The following is a 23,916-nucleotide window of genomic DNA, read 5'->3' as shown; positions in this document are numbered from 1 at the left end:
CAGTCAAAGCTTGTCTCGTGGCCTTTTTCACTGCAAAATGCCCTTTCTTTTTACTCCCTAAATAGAGCTATTTATCGTGTCTACACCTTTGCAATTCCCTGAGATTGACCCGATTGCCATAAGCATCGGTCCATTAGACGTGCGCTGGTACGGTTTAATGTATTTATTCGGCTTTTTATTTGCGATGTGGTTAGGCAACCGCATGGCTGATAAGCCCGGAAGCGGTTGGACACGTGCTGAAGTCAGCGACTTGTTATTCTACGGTTTTGTTGGGGTGATTATTGGTGGCCGTATGGGCTACGTCATGTTTTACCAATTCCCGCAGTTTTTAGACGACCCTTTGTATCTATTTAAAATCTGGACGGGCGGCATGTCATTCCATGGTGGCTTGTTAGGCGTGATTGGCGCAATGATGTGGTTTGCTCGCCACACTAAAAGACACTTCTTTACGGTGGCTGATTTTATTGCGCCGTTGATTCCATTTGGCTTGGCAACCGGGCGTTTAGGAAACTTTATGAATGGCGAGTTGTGGGGGCGAGCAACAGACATGCCTTGGGGGATGGTGTTCCCTAGTGGTGGTATGGTGGCAAGACACCCTTCTCAACTTTATGAAGTCGCTTTAGAAGGAATTGTACTGTTAGTGTTGTTGTTAATTTACGCTAAGCGCAAACCGCCAATGGGAGCGATATCAGGTGCCTTCTTGCTTGGCTATGGTAGCTTCCGCTTTATTATCGAATTTTTCCGCGAACCCGATAGCCATTTAGGTTTGCTGAGTTTGGGCATGAGCATGGGACAAATCTTGTCTCTGCCAATGATTATATTTGGCGCTTTGTTTATCGCTTGGGCTTACCGCCGTAATACCAAAGAGAGTAACGCATGAAACAGTATTTAGATCTTTGCCAACGGATTGTTAACGAGGGTACATGGATTGAAAATGAACGCACCGGTAAACGATGCCTAACGGTTATTAATGCTGATCTTGAATACGATGTCGCTAACAATGAGTTTCCCTTAGTGACTACTCGCAAAAGCTACTGGAAGGCGGCGATTGCAGAGTTGCTAGGTTATATTCGCGGCTTAGATAATGCCGCTGAGTTTAAGGCATTAGGCACCCCAACTTGGTTAGCTAACGCGAATGAAAACCAAGCTTGGCTAAATAACCCTGCACGTAAAGGCGACAACGATATGGGGCGTGTTTACGGGGTTCAAGGACGTTCATGGCGCAAGCCTGAAGGTGGCTCGGTAGATCAACTCAAAAAAATCGTTGATGACTTAACTAATGGTATTGATGACCGCGGTGAAATTTTGTCCTTTTATAATCCTGGTGAATTTCACTTGGGGTGTTTGAGACCATGTATGCACACCCATACCTTTTCGTTGTTAGGCGATACTTTGTATCTTACTTCCTCACAGCGTTCTTGTGATGTGCCGTTAGGGCAAAACTTCAACCAAATTCAGGTGTTTACTTTCTTAGCGTTGATGGCACAAATTACCGGCCACAAGGCGGGTAAGGCTTATCATAAAATTGTTAATGCTCACATCTACGAAGATCAGCTTGCACTGATGAAAGACGTGCAGCTTAAACGTGAGCCCTATGCTGCACCTAAGTTACATATCAACCCTAAAATTAAATCTCTAGAAGATTTAGAAACCTGGGTAACGCTGGATGATTTTGAAGTCAGTGATTACCAGTTCCACGACCCTATTGCTTATCCGTTTTCGGTTTAAAGCATCAAATAAAACCTGATAAATCGTTTAAGTCTTGTCAGGTTTTATTTTCAATTTGTATTAATAAATGGTTAAGCCGTTGCTTGTAGTTTTTATCATCGGAATATCCGATGATAAGCGTAATTACAAGTGAATATGTTTTAACACACCGCTGAGTAAAATAATGTCTTCATTTTTCTCTGTGAGCTGTTATGAAATCATTTCTTGATCGTTTTTTAAGAATGGAAGCTGCCGGTGGTATTTTGTTGATGCTAGCTGCCGTGGTAGCACTGTTTATGGCAAACAGTGCTTGGTTATCTCCTGCATATTTCGCATTTCTTGATACCCCATTTCAAGTGCGTATTGCCGAACTCGATATTAACAAGCCCTTATTGTTGTGGATCAACGATGGGTTAATGGCTGTGTTCTTCTTGGTTATTGGCTTAGAAGTTAAGCGCGAAATGGTTGAAGGAGCGCTGTCATCTAAAGAACGTGCCTTATTACCTGTAGTCGCTGCGATTGGCGGTATGGTAGTACCCGCAGCCGTATACTTAATATTCAACATTGGTGATACAGAGCTGGCTAAAGGCTGGGCGATTCCTGCGGCAACTGATATTGCTTTTGCATTGGGTGTTATGGCGCTGCTAGGTAAGCGCGTTCCAGCAAGCTTAAAGGTATTTTTACTGGCGCTAGCAATCGCCGACGATTTGGGCGTAATTGTTGTTATTGCCTTGTTTTACACCAGTGAAGTCGCGATTATGCCGTTGGTGTGGTCGGTGGCAGCAACCCTTGGTTTATGGATGCTTAATCGGCGCGGACATGGTGGCTTAAGCGCATACATGTTGCTTGGTTTAGTGCTTTGGGTAGCGGTGCTTAAGTCGGGCGTACACGCCACCTTAGCGGGCGTAATAGTTGGCTTTATGATCCCAATTAAAGCTAACTCAGGCGGCTCTCCGCTGAAGAAGCTAGAGCACGCCTTACACCCTGCATCGAGCTTTTTCATTGTGCCTATTTTTGCCTTTGCTAATGCGGGTGTTCCTCTGGCCGGAATTAGCTTAGAAAGCTTCCAAAGTCCGTTAGCTTTGGGTGTTATTCTTGGCTTGTTAGTGGGTAAACCTTTAGGTATTTATACCTGTAGCCGCTTAGCGATTCGTGCTGGCTGGGCTAAGTTGCCAGAAGGTGCTAACAACATGCAGTTACTTGCAACGTCTATGCTGTGTGGTATTGGTTTCACTATGTCTATCTTTATCTCGTCGTTAGCCTTTGCGGGTCAAACTGATTTGATAGGACTGTCGCGTTTAGCTATATTGGCAGGCTCGGTGACTGCAGCATTGTTGGGTTACGGTTTATTGCACAGGTCTACCCGTGAAGAAGCCGCTAAGCTAGCAGAGCTAGAGCTCGGTCAATCCAGCAAAACATTAAGTACGTCTTCCATGTAGTTAAATTGAAGGCCGAACAATAACAATGATGCAAACCCCGTTTTCGGGGTTTGCTGTTAGGTAAGGCATGTCACATTTAAACTACAACCATCTTTACTACTTTTGGATGACCTACAAGCGAGGATCGGTAACTGCTGCCGCTGAGGCGTTGTTTTTAACTCCACAAACCGTAACGGGCCAAATTAAGCAACTGGAACAGCGTTTAGCGGGTGAGTTGTTTATTCGCCGAGGCCCTAAAATAACCCCTACCGAACTGGGCCAGCTGGTCTATAAATATGCCGATCGAATGTTCAGTCTCAGTTATGAAATGCTCGATATCGTTAACTATTCACAACAAGATAAATTATTGTTTGAGGTGGGTGTCGCTGACGCTTTATCGAAACGTTTAGCTAGCCGTATTTTGCTTTCTGCTGTGCCACCCGACGGTAATATTCGCCTACGTTGTGTTGAGTCTACCCACGAATTGCTTTTATCTCAGTTAGCAGAGCACAAGTTAGATATGATTTTGTCAGACTGTGGTTTGGACAACGCTCAGCAAGACGGCGTGCTGAGCAAGAAACTGGGGGAAAGCGGCATTGCGTTTTTTGCTAACGAACCACTTCCTCTCTTGCCATTTCCTGCTTGTTTAGAACAACGTAGTCTATTGCTGCCAGGCAGACGTAGCTCTTTAGGCCGAAAACTGTGGACTTGGTTTGATGAGCTAGGTTTAAAAGTATCGGTATTAGGAGAATTTGATGATGCCGCGTTAATGAAAGCGTTTGGTGCATATACCGACGGTATTTTTGTTGCTCCAGCCATATATACGGAAGAAATTTTGGCTAACCCTAATACACGCTTATTAGGCATCACTAATGAGTTAACGGAGGAATATCACGTGCTGTTTGCGGAGCGAATGATTCAACACCCTTCGGTAAAACAGCTTTGTAATAGTGACTTTTCAACCTTGTTCTCAGGTGAGCAGCAATTACAAAATGTGGATGAGATTCTAAACATCAGTTGTGACTAGCTGCAGCTGGTATAAAAATTATTTAATATTATTTATTGAATAAGCGAAACAATATACCGTTTTAAAACACTTTTCTTATTGTGAGTAATATCAAATATTTTGGTTTGACCTTGAGCATTATTTGAAGCCGCGCATGTTTAGCGCTTATCTTGCTTAATTATTCACCTTCCAAGCGCTACTCTGCTATTTATAAAATACAGAACAATATTTGGGCCTTTAGCAAAATAGGCTAAGCAATAGCTGCTATTGCGCTCAATAGAATAATAATTGTTGGCAATAACGACCAACACAAAATGTTTCTGGTAACTCCCTGTTATGGAAGGTTTTTTTGCCATGGCACTGAGCTGTAGTACAGAGGCCTCGCTAAATTATAGGTATATCTCAACCTGATTTAGTGGGTGATGCCGTAAGGTATCTGAGCGCAGAAACAAACAGTAGTAGGGTTATATAAATCGGTTAACACTAAACGTTCCCATGTTTGGCTTCTGTATTTTTAACAGCGAGTAAGCGTATGAGTGGCCTTAAGCCACGAGTGCGGGAAAGGAAGCAAATCATGAAAAAGGTGTTTGCCATAAGTATGGTGGCAGCGTCGATATCTGCGCAGGCGGAAATTGCAGCGACTCATATTTATCATAATCATATGCCAAATTTTTGGCCGTACTACGATGTAAGTCAATATGAAGGTTTGTCGGTAGGCGACCCCGTTCGTTATGCCTACGACGGCCAAGTCATTAACCTCAAGAATAGTCCTCCAGCTAACTACACGTTTTATATTCCCGGTAGCGGTGCCCCAATGCCGCACGACGATTTAGTCTCTTATTATCAGCATCATGCTAAAAAAGGTGCCTACTTAAGTTGGCCAATGGATACGGCCAAAGGCAACAACGGCAATCATCCTCAAAGCCAAACGCATGTCACCATGTCAGCATCAGTGATTAACAACGTGCAGAGTTTTGGCGAGTTAGGTAATTTGGACGGTTACAATTTGGGCTGGGGTGCTTATTGGCGTGATACCCAAAACAGTACTAAGACCAGCGGTGGTTTTAATGCTCTAGACACTATCCACTTCTCTGGTCACCACACCATGGGGCCTTTGGTGGGTAATGACTATTTCTTAAAAGATTTGATTTATCAAAACGTTACTTTGGCTCAAGATTATTTCTTAGGTGATTCATTTAAATCATCTAAAGGCTTCTTCCCAACAGAGCTAGGCTTTTCTGAGCGAATTATTCCGGTATTGACCAAGTTAGGCATTGAGTGGTCAGTATTAGGTAACGTGCATTACTCGCGTACCTTACGTGATTACCCTTACCTAAACGACCCGGGTAAAGACACCTTAATCTCACCACCTAACCGTGCCGACTTACAAAACGTTAGTGATATTGGTGCTTGGACTGAACTGCACATGTTTAATGAGCAGCAGGTTACCTACAATAAATTCCCTTTTGCTTCTATTCCGCACTGGGTGCAATACGTAGATCCTAATACCGGCGAGCAGCATAAGGTGGCGGGTATTCCGGTAGAGCAAGCGAGTTCTTGGGAAGAGGGCTACCAAGGCTCTGTAACTGCTGATGTGCTTAAAGCATTTGAAGGTGACGCAGCATCGCTTGGTAGAACTCAGTATTTCACTATTGCTCACGATGGCGATAACTCATCTGGACGTGCTGGCGACGGCGGTACTTGGGCCAACTCAGGTAACGTAACCTATGCAGACAGTTCGGTTCGCGGTATGGGGGTGGATGAATATCTAAAAGCTTACCCAATTCCTGCGGATGACATTGTTCACGTACAAGATGGCTCTTGGATTGATACTCGAGATTCATCTGCTGATCCAACGTGGTATCACTGGCATATTCCAGTGGGTGTGTGGCGTGGCCAAATGGCTGATTTTAATACTGCCAATGGCACTGATTTTGTCGCCACTCGCGAGCATATGGTATCGCTAGAGCTAGGTTATCATTATCTAGAGCGTAACTTTGCCTTACTGCAAGCGGCAGAAAACTACGCAAAAACAGCTGAGCAAATCTGGTTAGACAATAACCCTAACCATTGGAGCCCAAGCACCGCGCGTGATAACGAAGTGACCTACCCAGGTAACCAGTTAAACCCGTGGATGATGTCTTACCCTGTTAAAGGTGATGCCGGAAACAACTACGCCGGTGGTGCAAACCCAGCTGAATTAGGTTGGTATTTCTTGCTAGCATCTATTGATTCAGGTTTTGGTTATTATGACGAAAACGTTGATGACGGGGTAAAACCTACCATTTCGTTTAATCAGTCTTTGCACTTCACTACACCTTATGTAGATGCCAACTTGAGCCAAGATAAAACCGGCCCGTCTGTTTGGTGGCCTCAGCGCTACCCTTACAATCCTGGTAGTGCCAACTCAAGTAAGGCTGAAGGGTGGGCGACGGTTTACGCTGATACTAAGTTTGCTATTTACACCTATGGTTATGACGTAAATGGCATTCAAGATATTAAAGTTAAGGTACGTGTTCACAAAGATAAGTGGGCGACCGCAACCGATAAAACCTTTAAGTTGTACGATCCAAGTGCTCACAGCAGCGATCCAAATGTTGACCCATCGCGTGTAGGTGAATGGCAAAGCTTTGACATGAATGAACGCGACTTAAGTGGCGATATCAATGGTGTGACTTGGCAGCCTTCTGGTAAAGAAATGTTTGATGTAGTACCTGCCCAAGAAATTGGTAACTTGTACTTCAGCTACATTGACCAATACCAGGAGCAATTGCTTGATTACTACATTGAAGCAACAGATAGCAAAGGCAATGTGACTCGTTCTGAGATTCAACAAGTTTACGTAGGTGCTGGCCAGTTTAGTTCGGTGGGCGGTAAAACAGTTGAAGATGTTAATGGCGCAATTGCTGGCGAAGCCATGTTCTTTACTGATGGCGTGGTAGTGGGAGATAAACGCCCTGTTGCCAATATAGATGCTACTGGTGGAGAAGTGGCATTGGGTACCGTTGTTACCTTAAGTGCTGCAGGCTCTTCAGATGAAGAAGGTCCAATTGCTAGTTACTTATGGAGCACTGGTGAAACTACCCCTTCAATTACAGTTACGCTAAATGAACGTACTACTGTGTCGGTGACTGTGACCGATAGCGTGGGTCAAAAAGCCTCTACCAGTGTGACTTATCGTATTATTGGTCAGTCTCTTACTTCAACGGTGTACTATCAAGACAACAGCGGTTGGGGGCAAGTATGTTTGCATTACACCGTTGATGGTGCGGTAACTTGGACAGTGGCACCTGGCGAAGCTATGCAAAGTGTTGGTGGTAACTGGTACAGCTTAACCGTAGACCTAGTGGATGGTACTCAACTAGAGTTTGTCGCTAACAACTGTAGCGGTACATGGGATAATAATGGCGGTCAAAACTACAAAGTAGATGATGGCAGTTGGAATGTTGTCTCGGGAGCCATCGCAGCAGGTATACCAGATGGTTTAGATGGTAACGCGGCACCCGTAGCTGCTATTAGCCCTAGCAGCCAAACAGTAGCGAAAGGCTCTGTGGTGACCTTAAGTGGTGCAGGTTCAAGTGATAGTGACGGGTCAATTGCCAGTTACAGCTGGAGTACTGGTGCAAGCACTGAGTCTATTTCGGTCACGGTGAATGAAACTCAAACCATTAGCCTTACGGTTAGCGACGACAAAGGTAAAACTGCCAGTACCTCGGTAACACTGACGGTAGTGCCAAATAAAGCACCTATCGCCAACATTTCTCCGGCGAATCAAACCGTTGCCACTGGGACTACTGTTACCTTGAGTGCAGCTGGTTCAAGTGATGAAGATGGCTCTATTACGAGTTACTTGTGGAGCACAGGCGAAACAACTAGCAGCATTGATGTAGTGGTAGATGTAAGCAAAACCATCAGCGTAACTGTCACTGATAATGAAGGTGCTACAGCAACTGCTAACGCTGTGTTAAGCGTGGAAAGCGATGAAAAAGCGAAAAACTTTAATCAGCTTTATTTCCGCGGAACAGCAAACGGCTGGGTAACTACTGCGATGGACCTGGTTGCTGATAATACATGGCAACTAGTAGTTGAACTTGATGGCCAAGCTGATCAGCGCTTTAAGTTTGATGTAAACGGTGATTGGGGGCAGAACTACGGCGATAACAATGCTGACGGAGTGCTAGAGCAATCAGGTGGAGATATTTTCACTACGCTAACGGGTTCTTATTTAATCGAAGTTAATGATCAGACGCTGGCTTACAGCATCACTGAGCTTAATGCTAACCAAGCTCCCACGGCCATTATTGGTGCCTCGGCTACTCAAATAGATATTGGCCAAAGCATTACTTACAGTGCGGCCGGATCTAGTGATAGTGACGGCACCATTGCTAGCTACCTATGGAGCAATGATGCGACCACAGAAACCACTACTGTAAATTACGCTACTGCAGGTTCTTATGGTATGAGCCTTACCGTAACCGATGACGGCGGTAAAACGGCAAAAGCGTCTGTTGTTGTAGAGGTGATTGACCCAAATGCTAACTTTACTGCTAACTTCCAACAGCTGTTCTTTAGAGGAACGGCTAACAACTGGCAAACTGGGGCAATGAGCTTAGTGGCAAATAATACTTGGCAAACTACGGTAAGCTTTGACGGCCAGAATGAGCAACGTTTTAAGTTTGATGTTAGTGGTGATTGGTCAAATAATTACGGCGACAATAATAACGATGGCGTACTAGAGCAAACGGGTGGAGATATCTTCACCAACGTAGTAGGCAATTACATAGTGGAAGTGAATGATGCCACTATGCAATATAAAATCATCGCTCAATAAACGTATCTCACCCTAAGTAAAAGCCGCTACATAGCGGCTGTTTTCTTTGCTTCGCATTGGCGCTTAGGCGGCTGGCTAGCGAGTTCCAGTGATTTCACGTATAGTTTGCCTTAATTGCTTCACTAGGTAGAAAGATGAATATAGAAGACATGCAAAAAAATGCAGAGCCTGCATTAAAGCTCCTTAAAGCCCTAGCTAACGAAAGCCGTTTAATGATTTTGTGCCACTTAGTCGAAGGTGAGTTAACGGTAGGGGAGTTAAACCAACGGGTTCAGCTTAGCCAGTCTGCTTTATCACAACACTTAGCATGGCTACGCAAAGATAAGCTGGTAAGCACCCGTAAAGAGTCTCAAACCATCTTCTATTCTTTGGCTAGTGATGAAGCCAAAGCGGTGTTAGGCCAGCTGCACGCGCTGTACTGTGCTGATTAGCTGAATTTCAGATATAAAAAAACCGGCCAAGGCCGGTTTTTTTTATCAAGCGCTTTAAATTAAAGTGCGTTGATTTTAGCAACAATGCGGCTCTTATGACGAGCTGCTTTGTTTTTGCTGATCAAACCTTTAGACGCGTAACGGTCTAAAACTGGTTGAGCGGCTTGGTATGCTGCTGTAGCTGCTTCTTTATCGCCTGCTTCGATAGCTGCAATAACTTTTTTCAAATTAGTGCGCATCATAGAGCGACGGCTAGCGTTATGTTGACGACGCTTTTCAGCTTGGACAGCGCGTTTTTTAGCTGACTTAATATTAGCCAAGTGTAACTCCTGAACTTTGTCTTGGAATTATGAATTTTAAGGCCGTGGAATATGCCCGTTTTTCATGTTTATGTCAAACAATTTTTAACCAACTATAAATATCCAAGTGCGTAAAGGCCAAGTAAACGTTACGGCCGTAGCATAGATCTGTATAGGCGGGTAAACTGTGGCGCGATTCTACCAGCATTTTCTATGTTAGGGCAGAGGAATTTGTATAAATTGGCAACAGGACAGTGCATTGAGTAAAACCTTGTTAAAATCGGGCGCTATTGTTAGCGGTATGACCTTGATTTCTCGCGTATTGGGTTTAGTTCGAGACGTCGTAATAGCAAACTTGATGGGGGCGGGCGTAGCCGCCGATGTATTCTTCTTTGCCAACAAAATTCCCAATTTCTTACGCCGTTTATTTGCCGAAGGCGCGTTTGCCCAAGCTTTTGTGCCGGTGCTTACCGAGTACAAACAAAAAAGTGCCGAAGATGAAGTAAGAGAACTGGTTGCCAAGGTGAGCGGTACGCTTGGCTTGGCGGTGACCATTGTGACCTTATTTGGCATTATTGGCTCGCCACTGATTGCTGCCCTATTTGGCACGGGCTGGTTTATCTCATGGTTAAATGATGGGCCTGATGCTGCAAAGTTTGAACTGTCGGCCTTTTTATTAAAAATTACCTTTCCCTATTTGTGGTTTGTTACTTTTACCGGTTTATCGGGGGCCATTCTTAACGCTTATGGTCGTTTTGCGGTGGCTGCCTTTACTCCAGTGTTACTGAATGTAGTGATTATTGGTTTCGCCATGCTAGTGTCACCGCAGTTAGAGCAACCCGAGGTAGGGTTAGCTATGGGCGTGTTTTTTGGTGGTTTGGTTCAGTTTCTGTTTCAACTGCCTTTTCTATTTAGGCTTAAGTTACTACGCAAGCCAAGTTGGGGCTGGAAGCACCCGGGTGTGGTAAAAATTCGCACTTTAATGATTCCCGCATTATTTGGGGTCTCGGTCAGTCAAATTAACTTGTTGCTCGATACTCTTATTGCCAGCTTTCTGGTCACTGGTTCTATTTCTTGGCTGTATTATTCAGACCGTTTGTTGGAGTTTCCATTAGGGTTATTTGGCATTGCTATCGCCACGGTGATCTTACCTAGTTTGTCGCAACGTCATGTAGACGCTAATCCTAAACAGTTCCAACAAACCATGGATTGGGCAGTGCGTATGGTGTGCTTTCTAGGTATTCCAGCCACCATAGGTTTAGCGTTGTTAGGTCACCCTATTCTTCAAGTATTATTTATGCGCGGTGCTTTTGACCAACAAGATGTACTTAATGCCTCATACAGCTTAATGGCGTATAGCGGTGGCTTGTTATTCTTTATGTTAGTGAAAGTATTAGCGCCCGGTTATTACTCGCGGCAAGATACTAAAACCCCGGTTAAAATTGGCATCATTGCCATGGTGAGTAATATGGGTTTTAACCTTATTTTCGCTATTCCTTATGGCTACGTAGGGTTGGCGATTGCCACAGCGTTGTCGGCTCTGCTTAACGCTTCTTTATTGTATCGGGGCTTGCACAAGCAAGGAGTATACAAAGTGAGCCGAGCCACTAGCGGGTGCATTGTGCGCATAGTGCTCGCTTCCGTTGCCATGGGAGGCCTTATTTACTGGCTTTCTCCGGTGGCTGAGCAATGGTTTGCCCTTAACTGGTACAACAGCGTTATTCAGTTGATCATTTGCGTTGCGGCGGCCATTGCCAGCTACTTAGTTTTACTATTTTGCTTAGGGATAAGATTAGCGCACTTGAAAAGCGGTTTCGGGGCTGTAACTGCGGACTAAACAAGCTATAATCCGTCGGTTTTTGACGAAATAGGCGCGGGAATGGAGTTAATTCGCGGTATACGCAACATTAAAGCGCGCCATTATGGCTGTGCCTTAAGCATCGGTAATTTTGATGGTGTGCATTTAGGCCATCAGCAAGTAATAAAACGATTAGTTGAACAGGCTCGCCAGCGGGGCTTACCTGCTGCGGTAATGATTTTTGAGCCGCAACCTTTAGAGATATTCGCTAAAGATAAAGCGCCCGCTCGAATTAGCCGCTTTCGCGATAAATACCAACAGCTCAAAAGTTTGGGTGTTGACCGTTTGCTAGTGGTGCGTTTTAACCAAGCCTTTGCTCAGCAAAGTGCCGACTATTTTGTGCGTCAATTATTGGTAGAGTTGTTAGGTATTAAGTATCTAGCAGTGGGCGATGACTTTCATTTTGGTAAAGGCCGAGAAGGTAACTTTGCTAGTTTGCAAGCCGCTAAACAGCAATATGGTTTTGAGCTAACCTCAACCGATTCATTTTGTATGAATCAACAGCGAGTTAGCAGCACCTTATTGCGCCAGCATTTAGCTGACTCTGATTTTAATACTGTGGGTCAGTTATTAGGGCGAAAATTTAGCTTTAGTGGCAAAGTGATCCACGGGCAAAAACTAGGGCGCCAACTGGGATTTGCTACGGCAAACCTAAAGGTGGCTCGTCATGTTTGCCCGATTCATGGTGTATTTGCGGTAAAAGTGTATGTACACGGGCAACCAGAGCATCGATTCTCTGGAATTGCCAATATAGGCTGGCGACCTACCGCCGCAGGAAAAGATTTATTGGTGGAAGCGCATTTGTTTGAGTTTGATGCCAATCTGTATGGCCAACGCTTAGTGGTTGAACCGCAGTTAAAAATACGAGATGAACAAAAATTTGATTCACTTGATGCGCTGAAAGCTCAGGTGAATCTCGATATTAAGCGAGCAAAAGCCTACTATGGCCTTGCTGAGTAATTGACTGGAAAAGTGATTCGATGAGCGACTATAAAGATACTCTTAATTTACCTGATACTGAATTTCCGATGCGTGGTAATTTAGCCAACCGCGAACCTGCAATGCTTAAGCGTTGGGACGAAAAGGATTTGTACGGCCAGATTAGACAGGCCAAAAAAGGTAAAAAGAGCTTTATTTTGCACGATGGCCCTCCTTACGCCAACGGCAATATTCACCTTGGCCATTCGGTTAACAAGGTGCTTAAAGACATCATTATTAAATCGAAGACCTTGTCAGACTTTGACTCGCCATATGTGCCGGGTTGGGACTGTCATGGTTTGCCTATCGAGTTGCAAGTAGAGAAGAAAGTTGGCAAGCCTGGTAAAAAGGTAACTGCTGCTGAGTTTCGTCAAAAGTGTCGTGATTATGCTGCTAAGCAAATTGACGGCCAGCGTAAAGACTTTATCCGCATGGGTATATTAGGTGATTGGCAAAATCCTTACCTAACCATGAACTTTGATACTGAAGCTAACATCATTCGCTCTTTGGCTAAAATCATCGATAACGGCCACCTATTGCAAGGCTCTAAGCCGGTGCATTGGTGTACCGATTGTGGCAGTGCTTTAGCCGAAGCCGAAGTTGAGTATGAAGACAAAACCTCTCCTGCTATTGATGTACGTTTCACTGCAGTAGACGACGCGGCAGTTCTCGCCAAATTCGATCACCCAGAAGGTGTTACTGGCGAAGGCCCGATCTCTACAGTGATTTGGACCACCACTCCGTGGACCTTACCGGCTAACCGTGCAGTAGCAGTGAACGCGCATTTAGAATATGTACTAGTGCAAATTGAAACCGAAGCTGGCAAAGAGCGTTTAATATTAGCGCGTGACTTAATGGAGCAATGTGTAGAGCGTTTTGGCGCGACTCACTTTAATGCACTAGGTTACTGTCAAGGCGAAGCCCTTGAGCTGATTAAGGTTAAGCACCCGTTCTACGATTTTGAAGTACCGGTTATTTTAGGTGACCACGTTACTACTGAATCAGGTACTGGTTGTGTGCATACCGCACCTGGCCACGGCCAAGAAGATTTCGCTGTTGGTCAAAAATACGATCTAGAAGTCGCGAATCCAGTGGGCGACAACGGTGTTTATTTATCTGACACTGAGTTTTTTGCTGGCCAACACGTATTTAAAGCCAACGACAATGTGGTTGAGAAGCTAAAAGAAACTGGCGCTTTATTACATCACCATGCATACCGCCACAGTTACCCACATTGCTGGCGTCACAAAACACCGATTATCTTCCGTGCTACGCCGCAGTGGTTTATTAGCATGGATCAAAATGGTTTGCGTAAGCAGGCGATGCAAGAAATCGAGAAGACCCAGTGGATCCCTGATTGGGGCCAAAGCCGTATCGAAAGTATGGTAGAGAACCGCCCAGATTGGTGTATCTCTCGTCAACGTACGTGGGGCGTGCCAATTGCTTTATTTGTGCATCGTGAAACTAATGAGCTTCACCCTCGTGCAGTAGAGCTGATGGAAGAAGTCGCGAAACGAGTAGAAAAAACCGGTATTCAAGCATGGTGGGATTTAGATGTCACTGAACTGCTAGGTGCTGAAGCCGAGCAATACCGCAAGGTAGAAGATACCTTAGACGTATGGTTTGACTCAGGTTCAACTCACTCGAGCGTAGTGGATGCACGTGATGAGTTTAATGGCCAAGCTGCCGATATGTACCTAGAAGGCTCAGACCAACACCGTGGCTGGTTCCAATCATCATTGATGATCTCAACAGCGATGCACGGCAAAGCACCATACCAACAAGTATTGACTCATGGCTTTACGGTTGATGCTAACGGCCATAAGTTTTCTAAATCTTTAGGCAACGGTATTGCGCCGCAAGATATCTGGAACAAATTGGGTTCAGACATTTTACGTTTGTGGATTGCGTCTACTAACTACACCGCTGAAATGAGCGTGTCTGATGAAGTATTCAAGCGCAGTGCTGACGCATACCGTCGTATTCGTAATACTTCTCGCTTCTTATTAGCTAACTTGGCTGGTTTTGAGCCTGAGCAGCACTTAGTGGCTGCTGAAGATATGGTTGAGCTTGACCGTTGGGTCGTTAGCCGCGCGGCTGCGGTTCAACAAGAGATTGTAGAAGCTTACGAGCAATACCAATTCCATGTGGTATACCAGAAGTTAATGCACTTCTGTTCTATCGAGCTAGGTAGCTTCTATTTAGACATTATTAAAGATCGTCAGTACACGGCTAAAACAGATGGCCTAGCGCGTCGTTCTTGCCAAACGGCACTGTTCCACATTGCTGAAGCATTAACCCGCTGGATTGCGCCAATTCTAAGCTTTACTGCCGACGAAATTTGGCAAGCTCTTCCTGGTGAGCGTAACGAATTTGTATTCACTGAAACGTGGTATGAAGGTTTAACACCGTTAGCCCAAGACAACAGCATGAATGATGCATTCTGGGCACAATTAATCACTATTCGTGATGAGGTGAACAAGAACCTAGAGCAAGCGCGCCGTGATAAGAAAATTGGTGGCACCTTAGAAGCGAAGGTAACGCTGTATGTCGATAGCGAGCTAGAACAAGTACTTACGCAGTTAGGTGATGAACTTCGCTTTGTATTGCTTACCTCTGGTGTGAGCTTACAGCCGCTAGAACAAGCAACTGCTGACGCGGCCGTTACCGAACTGGCCAACCTTAAAGTGGCTGTTGAAGTTGCCAGCGGTGAGAAATGTGACCGTTGTTGGCATCACCGCGAAGATGTTGGTCAAAATGCAGAGCATCCTAGCTTGTGTAGCCGTTGTGTTACCAACGTGGCAGGTGAAGGTGAGTCTCGTCACTATGCATAATGAAGCAGTAGCGAATAAAACGAGCAGTACTGGTTTACGTTGGTTGTGGTTGAGTGTCGTGGTATTTGCTCTCGACCAAATCACTAAACTGACAATAGCTAAAACCTTTGATTTATACGAGCGCGTAGAAGTAACTCCATTTTTTAACTTAGTATCGGTACGCAATTACGGTGCAGCCTTTAGCTTTTTAAGTGATGCTGGTGGCTGGCAACGTTGGTTTTTTACTGCTATTGCTATTTTTGTTAGTGGCTTATTGCTGTGGTGGATGAAGAAAACCCCTGCCAATCAAAAGTGGCAAGCCATTGCTTACGCCTTGGTGCTGGGGGGGGCCATTGGTAATGTAGTTGACCGTGTGGTGTTTGGTTACGTGATCGACTTTTTAGATTTTTATGTAGGCAGCTATCATTGGCCGTCTTTTAACGTAGCTGACTCTGCTATTTGTGTAGGCGCTGTGTTATTGGTGCTCGACAGCATTTTCTCGCCCCAGCCAAAGGACTCTAAATGATTCAGCAAGGAAGCAAAGTAGAACTTCATTTTGTATTGAAGTTAAGCGATGGATCGATTGCCGAAAGTACTTACAATTACCCTAAGCCAGCTCAGCTGGTAGTGGGCGATGGAAGCTTAACCGAAGGTTTTGAAAGGTGTTTAGAGGGCTTAAAATCTGGCGATAAAAGCCAATTTGAACTCTGTGCAGAACAGGCCTTTGGCCCAAGTAATCCAGATAACATTAAGTATTTCGAGCGCAGTAAATTTGGCGAAGAAGCCCCCGCAGAAGAAGGCAGTATTATTGCCTTTGCTCAACCTGACGGTAGCGAAATTCCTGGTATTGTGCGTGAAGTGACCGGTGATTCAGTGACAGTGGACTTTAATCATCCACTGGCTGGGCAAACGGTTATTTTTGAAGTAGAAATTTTAGCGGTTAATTAAGGATCGATAGTGGAAATACTGTTAGCTAATCCTCGTGGTTTTTGTGCTGGTGTTGACCGCGCTATCTCTATTGTAGAACGTGCTTTGGAAATGTTCGGCGCGCCTATTTATGTTCGCCATGAAGTGGTACACAACCGCTATGTGGTGGACGGTCTGCGTAAACGCGGCGCCGAGTTTGTTGATGAACTTAGCGACGTACCAGAAGGCAGTATTTGTATTTTTAGTGCTCATGGCGTATCCCAAGCGGTGCGTGCTGAAGCTAAACAGCGTGGCTTAAAGATTTTTGATGCAACGTGTCCGCTAGTGACTAAAGTGCATATGGAAGTTACTCGCGCTAGCCGCAAAGGCATCGAATGTGTATTGATTGGTCATCATGGTCATCCAGAAGTAAATGGCACTATGGGCCAATACGACAACGCTGATGGTGGGATTTACCTAGTAGAAACAGTAGACGATGTCGCCAGCTTAAGTGTTAAAAAGCCAGAGCAACTTTTTTACTGTACGCAAACCACCTTATCAGTTGATGATACCTCTGCCATCATTGATGCCTTGCGAGAAACCTTCCCGCATATTCAAGGTCCACGTAAAGATGATATTTGCTACGCGACCCAAAACCGCCAAGACGCGGTAAAAGATTTAGCCGAGAAATCTGATGTGGTATTAGTGGTGGGTTCTAAAAACTCGTCTAATTCAAATCGCCTGCGAGAAAAAGCTGAGAAATCGGGTGCGGCAGCCTACTTGATTGACGGCGTTAGCGATATTAACTGCCAGTGGTTTAATGATGATACTAAGGTTGGTGTTACCGCTGGAGCATCTGCCCCAGAGATACTGGTTCAAGAAGTAGTATCAGGTTTAAAAGCCATGGGCGGTGTGACTGTTGTAGAAAATCCGGGGCGTGAAGAAAACACCATTTTTGAAGTTCCTGCTGAGTTACGAGTCACTCAAACTAACTAATTGAGTTATCTCTCATTTAATCTAGAAAAGAAGGCATAGCCTTCTTTTTTGCGCTATACCCTAAAGACTTGGTCAACTCTTTAGGTTACCCCTATCGAACATTTTTTAAGTGTTAAGAATAGGTAGATAGCGATGCACATCTACTCAAAACCTCACCAAAGCGGTTTTACCCTCATTGAAGTGGTTATCACTTCTTTTATCTTGGCTATTGGACTGCTGGCAGTGGTTGCTATGCAAGCTGTTGCTAAGCGCTCAAGTTTTGAAACCCATCAACGTACTATGGCGATGCTTTTAGCCGAAGACATGGTCGAACGCGTGCGCTTAAATCATATTGCTTGGCAAGCTAACAACCCCGCTACCGTCACTGTTGGTGAAGGTCAAACTACACGAACCAAGCCTACCTGCGCGGAAAATAGCGGTTTAATGGCCGACTGCAGTTTAGCTGATGTAGTTAATTACGATCTTTACCATTGGGAGTATGGATTGCTGGCTAAATCTGCGGGCACAAAAGGCGGGCTAGTGAAACCCAATGGTTGCGTATTGTTAGCGGCTAACGGTGACTTAACGGTAGTTGTCACTTGGTTATCTCGGCAATCTCTTAGCGGGATTACCAGCGCTAACTCGGTCACTGCTAACTGTGGCGCTCAGTCGGATAAACGTCGGAAAATGGCGTTAAATACTAGGGTCAATTCATGAAGCTATTTAACCAGCGCGGCTTCACGCTCATTGAATGGTTGATTGCGATTGTGATTGGCTTATTTCTTACCGCAGGCATTGGCAGCTTTTTAGTTGCCTCGCAACGTACCACCGAATCTACCTATCACAGCGAACAAATGATGGAGAGTGGTCGTATTGCTATGCATCTAATCACTCGAGATTTACGCATGGTGGGATTTTTTGGCGAGTATACCGGTAACCCTATGGTGCGTGGCTCCGGCGTTACACTCCTTGCTACCGATATAAGCGCCGCCAACGATTGCGTCATTGACTGGGTTGGCGCCACCCCCGAAGGCTCGTTTCCGTCTACCGATGGCCGTTTTAGTGCTTTATTTGTTGGTCAAGTGAATGCCGCTAACTCACTGGATGGGCAATACACTTGCGTAAGCTCGCGCAGTGATTTGATTACCGATTCTGATGTTATTGGTATAAAGCGAGTCATTGGCTCTCCGATACAAAGTGCCGCGGATTTAGACGAGGACCGCTATTACTTTGCTGCAAACACAGCCAGTTCACAAATCTTCACCAAAGATGATACTTGGCCTACTGAGCTTGCCATGCCGGGGCGACAGGTTTGGGAGTATCAACACATTGTTTATTACTTAGACGTTAGTGCGCAATCAGGCTTGCCAGTGTTACGCCAGTTGTACCTAGATAACAATAGCGGTATGCAAATACTCGGCTCAGGCCCATTGGTGGAGGGAATCGAGCGGATGCGGGTATTGCTTGGCGTGGATACAGACACCAGTAAAGACGGAGTAATTAACGATTTTGTGGCTGCTAGCAACGTTTCTCCCCAGCAGTGGAGTGAAGGACGAGTCATTGGTGCGAAGGTATTTTTACTAGTGCGTTCTCTAACCGAAGATCAAAACTATACTAATGAAAACAGCTATGAGCTGGGTGACGTATCGGTAGCAGCCGCTAACGATCATTATCGTCGGGCCCTGTTTGAGTCAGTCGTGTCACTTAGGAATATGGTGTATTAATGAATCACGGCCTTCGCTACTTTCGCCAACAAGGCGCAGCATTGTTTGTCGCCATGTTGTTCTTACTTATTTTAAGCTTTTTAGGGGGAGTGTTATTAAGCGCCGCTAACCAGGGCTTAAAAGTCGTGTCGGCAATGGGGGATCGCTTAGGTGCAGAGCACTCCCTAGAGGGGGAAATGAATCAGTTGATATGGGAGCCAAACTTACAAGGCGTTATTGGTTCGATGGCGCCATCGGCGTCGATGGCGGTATCTACAATGGTTACTGGGGCGAACGGCACCTTAATCCATACCGTAGATAGCGTATGCGCCCGTAGCTTTAGTGCTAGCAGCAACAACGCTATTACCCAGTGTCGCTATATTCGAGTTGATGCAACCAAAAATTATGGAAAGGCTAATCGAGCATCCACATCCATCGCCGCGGGCATAGAGCAGCCAATATTGTGAATCATAAACTGCACTTGATAAGCCAAATCAATACATAAAAGGAGAGAGCAGATGAATGGTCATTTAAGGTCGGGGCTGCTTGCCTGTTTGTGCACAATGTCGGTAACTTGCCCTGTATGGGCAGACGACACTGAATTGTTTCTATTCGACTTTAATAGCTTGAGTTCTGCTGATCCTAAAGTACTGATTATCTTTGATACCTCTGGCAGTATGGCATGGAATATTACTACCCGCCAAGGCTACAATCGCGACAGCAGTGGCGACCTGAGTTACCAAGATTACCCCGTTGCGGTGAGCTCGCAAAATAGCTTAGATAACGATTTTATTTACTTTACGGTTAATGGCGTAGATGGCTCATATATCCCTACGGGTGCGAACGACGACCGCCGATTTATTTGGGACATTAACAACTGTGCTGCCTCATACGAAGCGCTTGCTAAAAATGGCATTTTTACCGGCTATTTTCGTGAGCATCGGGTACAAGGTGGCACTGGATCTTGGGATAATGTTCGGTTGAACAACGGTGCTAATTACACCGTGCTTGATTGTATGGATGACTATGAGTTAGTCAGTGATGCTAGTGATGGTCGTTTATTGGATGAGAGCGGTGACCCACGAGCATTTACCGTTAAACTTCAAGAATCAGACGGCAGTTTTGTTGATAAAGTGGTATCCACCATTAATCCTGGCCAATATCGAGAAAGCAACAATTCCTATGTTGATGCACCTCAAGGTTACCCCATCAACGGCGCTTCTAATAATACCGAAGATTTTTATACACTGAATAAAACCGATGCAGAACAAACCACCAAAGATAGCTTTGATGATGGCTACTTAATTACCTTATATAGCGCCAATTATCTTCGTTGGTATCATCATGCAGACGCCACAACTACACGGCCACGAATTGAGATTGCTCAAGAAGCACTGGCTAATGCGCTCGACACTATCAACGGCGTGAGCTTTGGTTTGATGGTATTTAACACATCTAACCACGGCGGCCGAGTGATTAGAAGGATTCAAGCCGCGGATAATAACGATGGTTTGATTACTGACGTGGTTGAGCTTGATGCCGATGGCGGCACGCCTCTCGTTGAGACGCTTATGGAAGCCAAGCGTTACTTTGCCGGAGAAACTGTAGTGTACGGCCTGGAGGGGCCAAATGGGGCTAATAATCGCGATACCTCTATCGAATCTTCGGGCAGTTACATAACACCTTACGAAGTTGGCTGTGATAGCTCAATTAGCATTATTTATATCACTGACGGGACGCCAACCGTTGATGCAGAAGAAAATGACAATGTAGGCAGCTTGCCAATTAATACTAACGGTGCGGCAGGGTGTGACGGTGCGGCTACTGTTAGTGCTTGTACTTGGAGCTCCCCAGTAAAATATGGTGAAGAACCAGACGCTGGAGAAACCGACAACCGCGCCAGTTCATATTTGCCCGTACTGGCCAAATGGATGAATACTAATGACATCAATGGCGATGTAGATGGGCGCCAGTACGCTAAAATTTCTACTATTGGTTTTGGTGAAGATGTTATCGAAGGTGGCTCTGCGATGTTGATTGCCACGGCCGAAAATGCCGAGGGTCGTTTTTACCCTGCAGAGGGCGGGGTGGAGTTGGAGTCGGCCTTGCGCCAAGCACTCATTGGTATCTACGAAGAAAACTCATCGCTGGTTTCTCCTGCGGTGACTAGCAATAACTTCGACCGTACTCGAACGCTAGATAGGGTTTATTATGCGATGTTTAAACCTTCGCTAACCCCACGATGGCGAGGAAACCTGAAGAAACTCGAACTCTCTGCTGAAGGCTACATGGTGGACCAAAATGGTAATCCAGCAATCGGTGCTGACGGTTCGATTATTGATGAAGCGAAAACTTTTTGGTCCTCAGTAAAAGACGGAAACAATGTTGAGCTGGGTGGGGTGGCCGATAGCTTAGCCAGTAACGATGCTCGCATGGTTTATTTTAATCAAAGCAATAGTGGCAATTTCGCCAATCTTAACTCAACTAACCTTGTCTCCAGAGCAAGCACTAGTGCCAATTTAGCTAATCATCTTGGGGTGGTGGAAACCGCTTTATCTGATCACATTAATTGGATACGAGGCAGTGACATTGACAATGATGATGGCGATAGCTTAACAACTATTCGCAGTGATTTGATGGGCGACCCCCTGCACTCTCGACCATTAGTGATTAATTATGGCCTGCGTAGTGGGGCCAGTGCGAGTAGTACCGACCCTGATGACATGGATATTCGTATATTGGTGGGGACCAATGGTGGTGCAATGCATATGTTTAAGGATTCGGGGTCTAGCGTTACAGAAAGTTGGGCTTTCTTTCCTTATGAGCTTTTAGGCCGGCAGTTAACCCTGCGAAATAATATTGCCAGTTCGCAACATGTTTACGGGGTGGATGGAACACCTACAGTGTTCTTAAAAGATACCGATAATGATGGTAAGTACAGCACTAGCGGCGATAAGGTGCTGGTATTTACTGGCTTGCGCAGAGGGGGAGATGCATATTATGCCATGGACCTTACTAACCCCGATTTACCCAAAATGCTTTGGAAGATTGACAGTTCAAGCACTGGAATGTCGGAGCTGGGTCAAAGCTGGTCGCAACCTACTGTTGGTTATGTTCCGGGGCACACTAATCCGGTAGTGATATTTGGTGCTGGTTATGACGTAAACCAAGACTTAAGCAATCCAGCTATAGATGACAAAGGGCGAGGCGTTTTTATTGTAGATGCCTTAGATGGCAGCTTAGTGTGGAGCCTAACCAATAGCGAAGATGATCGGCTAACACATAGCGTCCCAGCAAAAGTTGCCAGCTTAGACAGCGACGGTGATGGCAACATTGATCGTTTGTATTTTGGTGATATGGGCGGTCAGCTTTGGCGAGTAGATTTACATTCTACCGATGAAGACAACTGGAAGATGACGGCCTTGGCCAAGATTAGCGATGACTCTGTGCTTACCGATAAGAGGAAGTTTTTCACTGAACCGGTAATTGTAAGAACCTATCTCAAAAAGCTTACTCGGGTGACCACTGGTCAAGGTAGTGACCAAGTCACTATCACCGATTCCCAGCAGATCCCTTATGATGCGGTATTAATTGGCACAGGAGACCGAACTAAACCGGTCAGTGACAAAGACCCCGACGGGGTAAACAATCGCTTCTATATGTTTAGAGACTATAACGTGCAATCGACAAATTTCACGGCCTTGGATGACAACGAGCAGCCGATTGCAATTACGAGTAGTGATTTGTACAACATAACCAGTGACCCTATCGGTAGCTTAACTGATGAAACCGCAATAGAGACTCAGCTTATTGCACTAGGGGCGTCTAAAGGCTGGGTACATAACCTTGTTGAAGATGGTGAGAAATCTTTGGGGGCAGCCCTAGTACTAGGCGGCGACTTGTATTTCACCTCCTTTATTCCAGAAACCACCAACTCAACCACCTGTACCATTCCTACGATTGGTACTGGGCGCACTTACGGTGTCAGTATGCATATTGGCACCAGTATCAATCATAGCCGTTACTACGATGTAGATAACAAGGTACCGGATGATCTGATTATTCACTCAGGAGAAGACGAATCTGGCGAGTCGGTGATTCGTGTATTTGGGGGCGACCCTGGCGAAGACCTACAGTTTGATGATGAAGACGAAGACCAGCAGCATACCTGTGAGCAAACTGGTTCGTGTCGAGAAGGCTCACGTGAAGCCAATATGGATATGAGTCCCAAACAAATCTATTTTTACTTTGATGAGGGCTAAATGAAACGTTCAATACTCGGCGTTACCTTGATTGAGTTAATGATTGCAGTGGCCATTGTGGCTATTTTAGCGGCGGTGGGGTATCCCGCATATACTTCTTTTGTTGCTGAATCTCGCCGCACTGAAGCAATGAAAGAACTGGCTACTTTGGCGGTACTTCAAGAACAATATTATGCCGATAATGCAGAGTACTCTTCTACCCTGGCTGCTTTGGGGATGGCCGCTTCCGGCGCAACCAGCTACAACACCGAAAATGCCTACTACTCTATTACGTTAACGGCTTCGTCAGCGAGCAGCACTTTTACGGTAAAAGCAACTGCTCAGGGTTCTCAAAGTACTGCAGATAAAGATTGCCGAAGTTTTTCTATGGATGACGAAGGGGCAAAAACTGCGCTTGATGCCCAGGGAAATGCGAATGCTGATTGTTGGTGATGATATGAATAAATTACTTATATTTTTGGTGCTTACACTGTCTGCAACAAGCAGTTGGGGCAAAACGGTTAAATGTTATATGGCGGGGAGCAATGGTATAGACCAAGTCATTATTGCTAGTCCTAAAGGTTTGAGTAATCTCGATGCGATTAGCGAGGAACTTAAAAGCCGATATACCGAGCACCAGCCCACGGTTCAAAAGCTTGGCGGTATTGTTGAATTTGAATGTGTTGGGTTTAATGATAGCTTTAGCTCTGATATTGCCAATACACGCTTTGCTGAACTGCAGTATTAACA

Annotated in this window: 19 protein-coding genes; 18 read left to right on the top strand and 1 reads right to left on the bottom strand. The window is 45.3% G+C overall.

Going from position 1 to position 23,916, the window contains the following annotated elements; all coding sequences use genetic code 11:
- Positions 1-73 precede the first annotated feature (73 nt).
- The 6 genes from lgt to ACLD71_RS00395 all read left to right on the top strand — a co-directional run bounded on the left by lgt (position 74) and on the right by ACLD71_RS00395 (position 9,393).
- Positions 74-880 (top strand): prolipoprotein diacylglyceryl transferase, encoded by an 807-nt coding sequence (gene lgt, locus ACLD71_RS00420; RefSeq protein WP_201798775.1) that lies wholly within the window; start codon positions 74-76, stop codon positions 878-880.
- Complete coding sequence (locus tag ACLD71_RS00415) at positions 877-1,728, top strand: thymidylate synthase (RefSeq protein ID WP_303512445.1); 852 nt, start codon at positions 877-879, stop codon at positions 1,726-1,728. The genes lgt and ACLD71_RS00415 overlap by 4 nt, the downstream gene beginning before the upstream one ends.
- A 191-nt stretch (positions 1,729-1,919) precedes the next feature.
- Positions 1,920-3,146, top strand: a complete 1,227-nt coding sequence (nhaA, locus tag ACLD71_RS00410) for a Na+/H+ antiporter NhaA (protein ID WP_411992340.1) — start codon at positions 1,920-1,922, stop codon at positions 3,144-3,146.
- A 67-nt stretch (positions 3,147-3,213) separates the two neighbouring features.
- Positions 3,214-4,152: a transcriptional activator NhaR gene (gene nhaR, locus ACLD71_RS00405; protein WP_137674904.1), complete on the top strand. Its 939-nt coding sequence runs from the start codon at positions 3,214-3,216 to the stop codon at positions 4,150-4,152.
- A 553-nt stretch (positions 4,153-4,705) separates the two neighbouring features.
- Positions 4,706-8,962 (top strand): PKD domain-containing protein, encoded by a 4,257-nt coding sequence (locus ACLD71_RS00400; RefSeq protein WP_137674905.1) that lies wholly within the window; start codon positions 4,706-4,708, stop codon positions 8,960-8,962.
- Between the two features lie 134 nt (positions 8,963-9,096).
- On the top strand, positions 9,097-9,393 hold the full coding sequence (locus tag ACLD71_RS00395) for an ArsR/SmtB family transcription factor (protein WP_137674906.1): 297 nt from the start codon (positions 9,097-9,099) through the stop codon (positions 9,391-9,393).
- A 59-nt stretch (positions 9,394-9,452) separates the two neighbouring features.
- On the opposite strand, the gene rpsT is transcribed toward ACLD71_RS00395, so the two are convergent.
- Positions 9,453-9,713 carry a 30S ribosomal protein S20 gene (gene rpsT, locus ACLD71_RS00390; protein WP_137674907.1) on the bottom strand — a complete coding sequence of 87 codons (261 nt, stop codon included), beginning with the start codon at positions 9,711-9,713 and terminating at the stop codon, positions 9,453-9,455.
- A 238-nt stretch (positions 9,714-9,951) separates the two neighbouring features.
- On the opposite strand from rpsT, the gene murJ reads away from it, so the two are divergent.
- From murJ to ACLD71_RS00330, 12 genes are all read left to right on the top strand, one after another.
- Positions 9,952-11,529 carry a murein biosynthesis integral membrane protein MurJ gene (murJ, locus tag ACLD71_RS00385; RefSeq protein ID WP_411992337.1) on the top strand — a complete coding sequence of 526 codons (1,578 nt, stop codon included), beginning with the start codon at positions 9,952-9,954 and terminating at the stop codon, positions 11,527-11,529.
- A 42-nt stretch (positions 11,530-11,571) separates the two neighbouring features.
- Positions 11,572-12,510: a bifunctional riboflavin kinase/FAD synthetase gene (gene ribF, locus ACLD71_RS00380; RefSeq protein ID WP_137674909.1), complete on the top strand. Its 939-nt coding sequence runs from the start codon at positions 11,572-11,574 to the stop codon at positions 12,508-12,510.
- Between the two features lie 20 nt (positions 12,511-12,530).
- Positions 12,531-15,362 carry an isoleucine--tRNA ligase gene (gene ileS / locus ACLD71_RS00375; protein WP_411992334.1) on the top strand — a complete coding sequence of 944 codons (2,832 nt, stop codon included), beginning with the start codon at positions 12,531-12,533 and terminating at the stop codon, positions 15,360-15,362.
- Positions 15,355-15,867: a signal peptidase II gene (lspA, locus tag ACLD71_RS00370; RefSeq protein ID WP_411992332.1), complete on the top strand. Its 513-nt coding sequence runs from the start codon at positions 15,355-15,357 to the stop codon at positions 15,865-15,867. Before ileS ends, lspA begins: the two co-directional genes overlap by 8 nt.
- Complete coding sequence (gene fkpB, locus ACLD71_RS00365; protein ID WP_411992331.1) at positions 15,864-16,289, top strand: FKBP-type peptidyl-prolyl cis-trans isomerase; 426 nt, start codon at positions 15,864-15,866, stop codon at positions 16,287-16,289. The genes lspA and fkpB overlap by 4 nt, the downstream gene beginning before the upstream one ends.
- 9 nt (positions 16,290-16,298) lie before the next feature.
- Complete coding sequence (gene ispH / locus ACLD71_RS00360; RefSeq protein ID WP_137674913.1) at positions 16,299-17,243, top strand: 4-hydroxy-3-methylbut-2-enyl diphosphate reductase; 945 nt, start codon at positions 16,299-16,301, stop codon at positions 17,241-17,243.
- 132 nt (positions 17,244-17,375) lie between these two features.
- The gene (pilV, locus tag ACLD71_RS00355; RefSeq protein ID WP_411992330.1) at positions 17,376-17,939 is read left to right on the top strand and encodes a type IV pilus modification protein PilV; all 564 of its coding nucleotides are present in this window, start codon (positions 17,376-17,378) and stop codon (positions 17,937-17,939) included.
- The gene (locus ACLD71_RS00350) at positions 17,936-18,946 is read left to right on the top strand and encodes a PilW family protein (RefSeq protein WP_411992328.1); all 1,011 of its coding nucleotides are present in this window, start codon (positions 17,936-17,938) and stop codon (positions 18,944-18,946) included. The genes pilV and ACLD71_RS00350 overlap by 4 nt, the downstream gene beginning before the upstream one ends.
- Positions 18,946-19,392: a hypothetical protein gene (locus ACLD71_RS00345; RefSeq protein ID WP_411992326.1), complete on the top strand. Its 447-nt coding sequence runs from the start codon at positions 18,946-18,948 to the stop codon at positions 19,390-19,392. The genes ACLD71_RS00350 and ACLD71_RS00345 overlap by 1 nt, the downstream gene beginning before the upstream one ends.
- Positions 19,393-19,443: 51 nt before the next feature.
- A complete protein-coding gene (locus ACLD71_RS00340) occupies positions 19,444-23,187 on the top strand; it encodes a pilus assembly protein (RefSeq protein WP_411992324.1) in 3,744 nt (1,247 codons plus the stop codon).
- Positions 23,188-23,619 carry a type IV pilin protein gene (locus tag ACLD71_RS00335; protein WP_411992322.1) on the top strand — a complete coding sequence of 144 codons (432 nt, stop codon included), beginning with the start codon at positions 23,188-23,190 and terminating at the stop codon, positions 23,617-23,619.
- A complete protein-coding gene (locus tag ACLD71_RS00330) occupies positions 23,603-23,914 on the top strand; it encodes a hypothetical protein (protein WP_303551980.1) in 312 nt (103 codons plus the stop codon). Before ACLD71_RS00335 ends, ACLD71_RS00330 begins: the two co-directional genes overlap by 17 nt.
- The last annotated feature ends 2 nt before the right edge of the window (positions 23,915-23,916 follow it).

It is taken from the genome of Agarivorans sp. DSG3-1, from assembly GCF_046774965.1.
Lineage (GTDB): Bacteria > Pseudomonadota > Gammaproteobacteria > Enterobacterales > Celerinatantimonadaceae > Agarivorans.
This window is presented reverse-complemented; position numbering and strand designations above follow the sequence as displayed.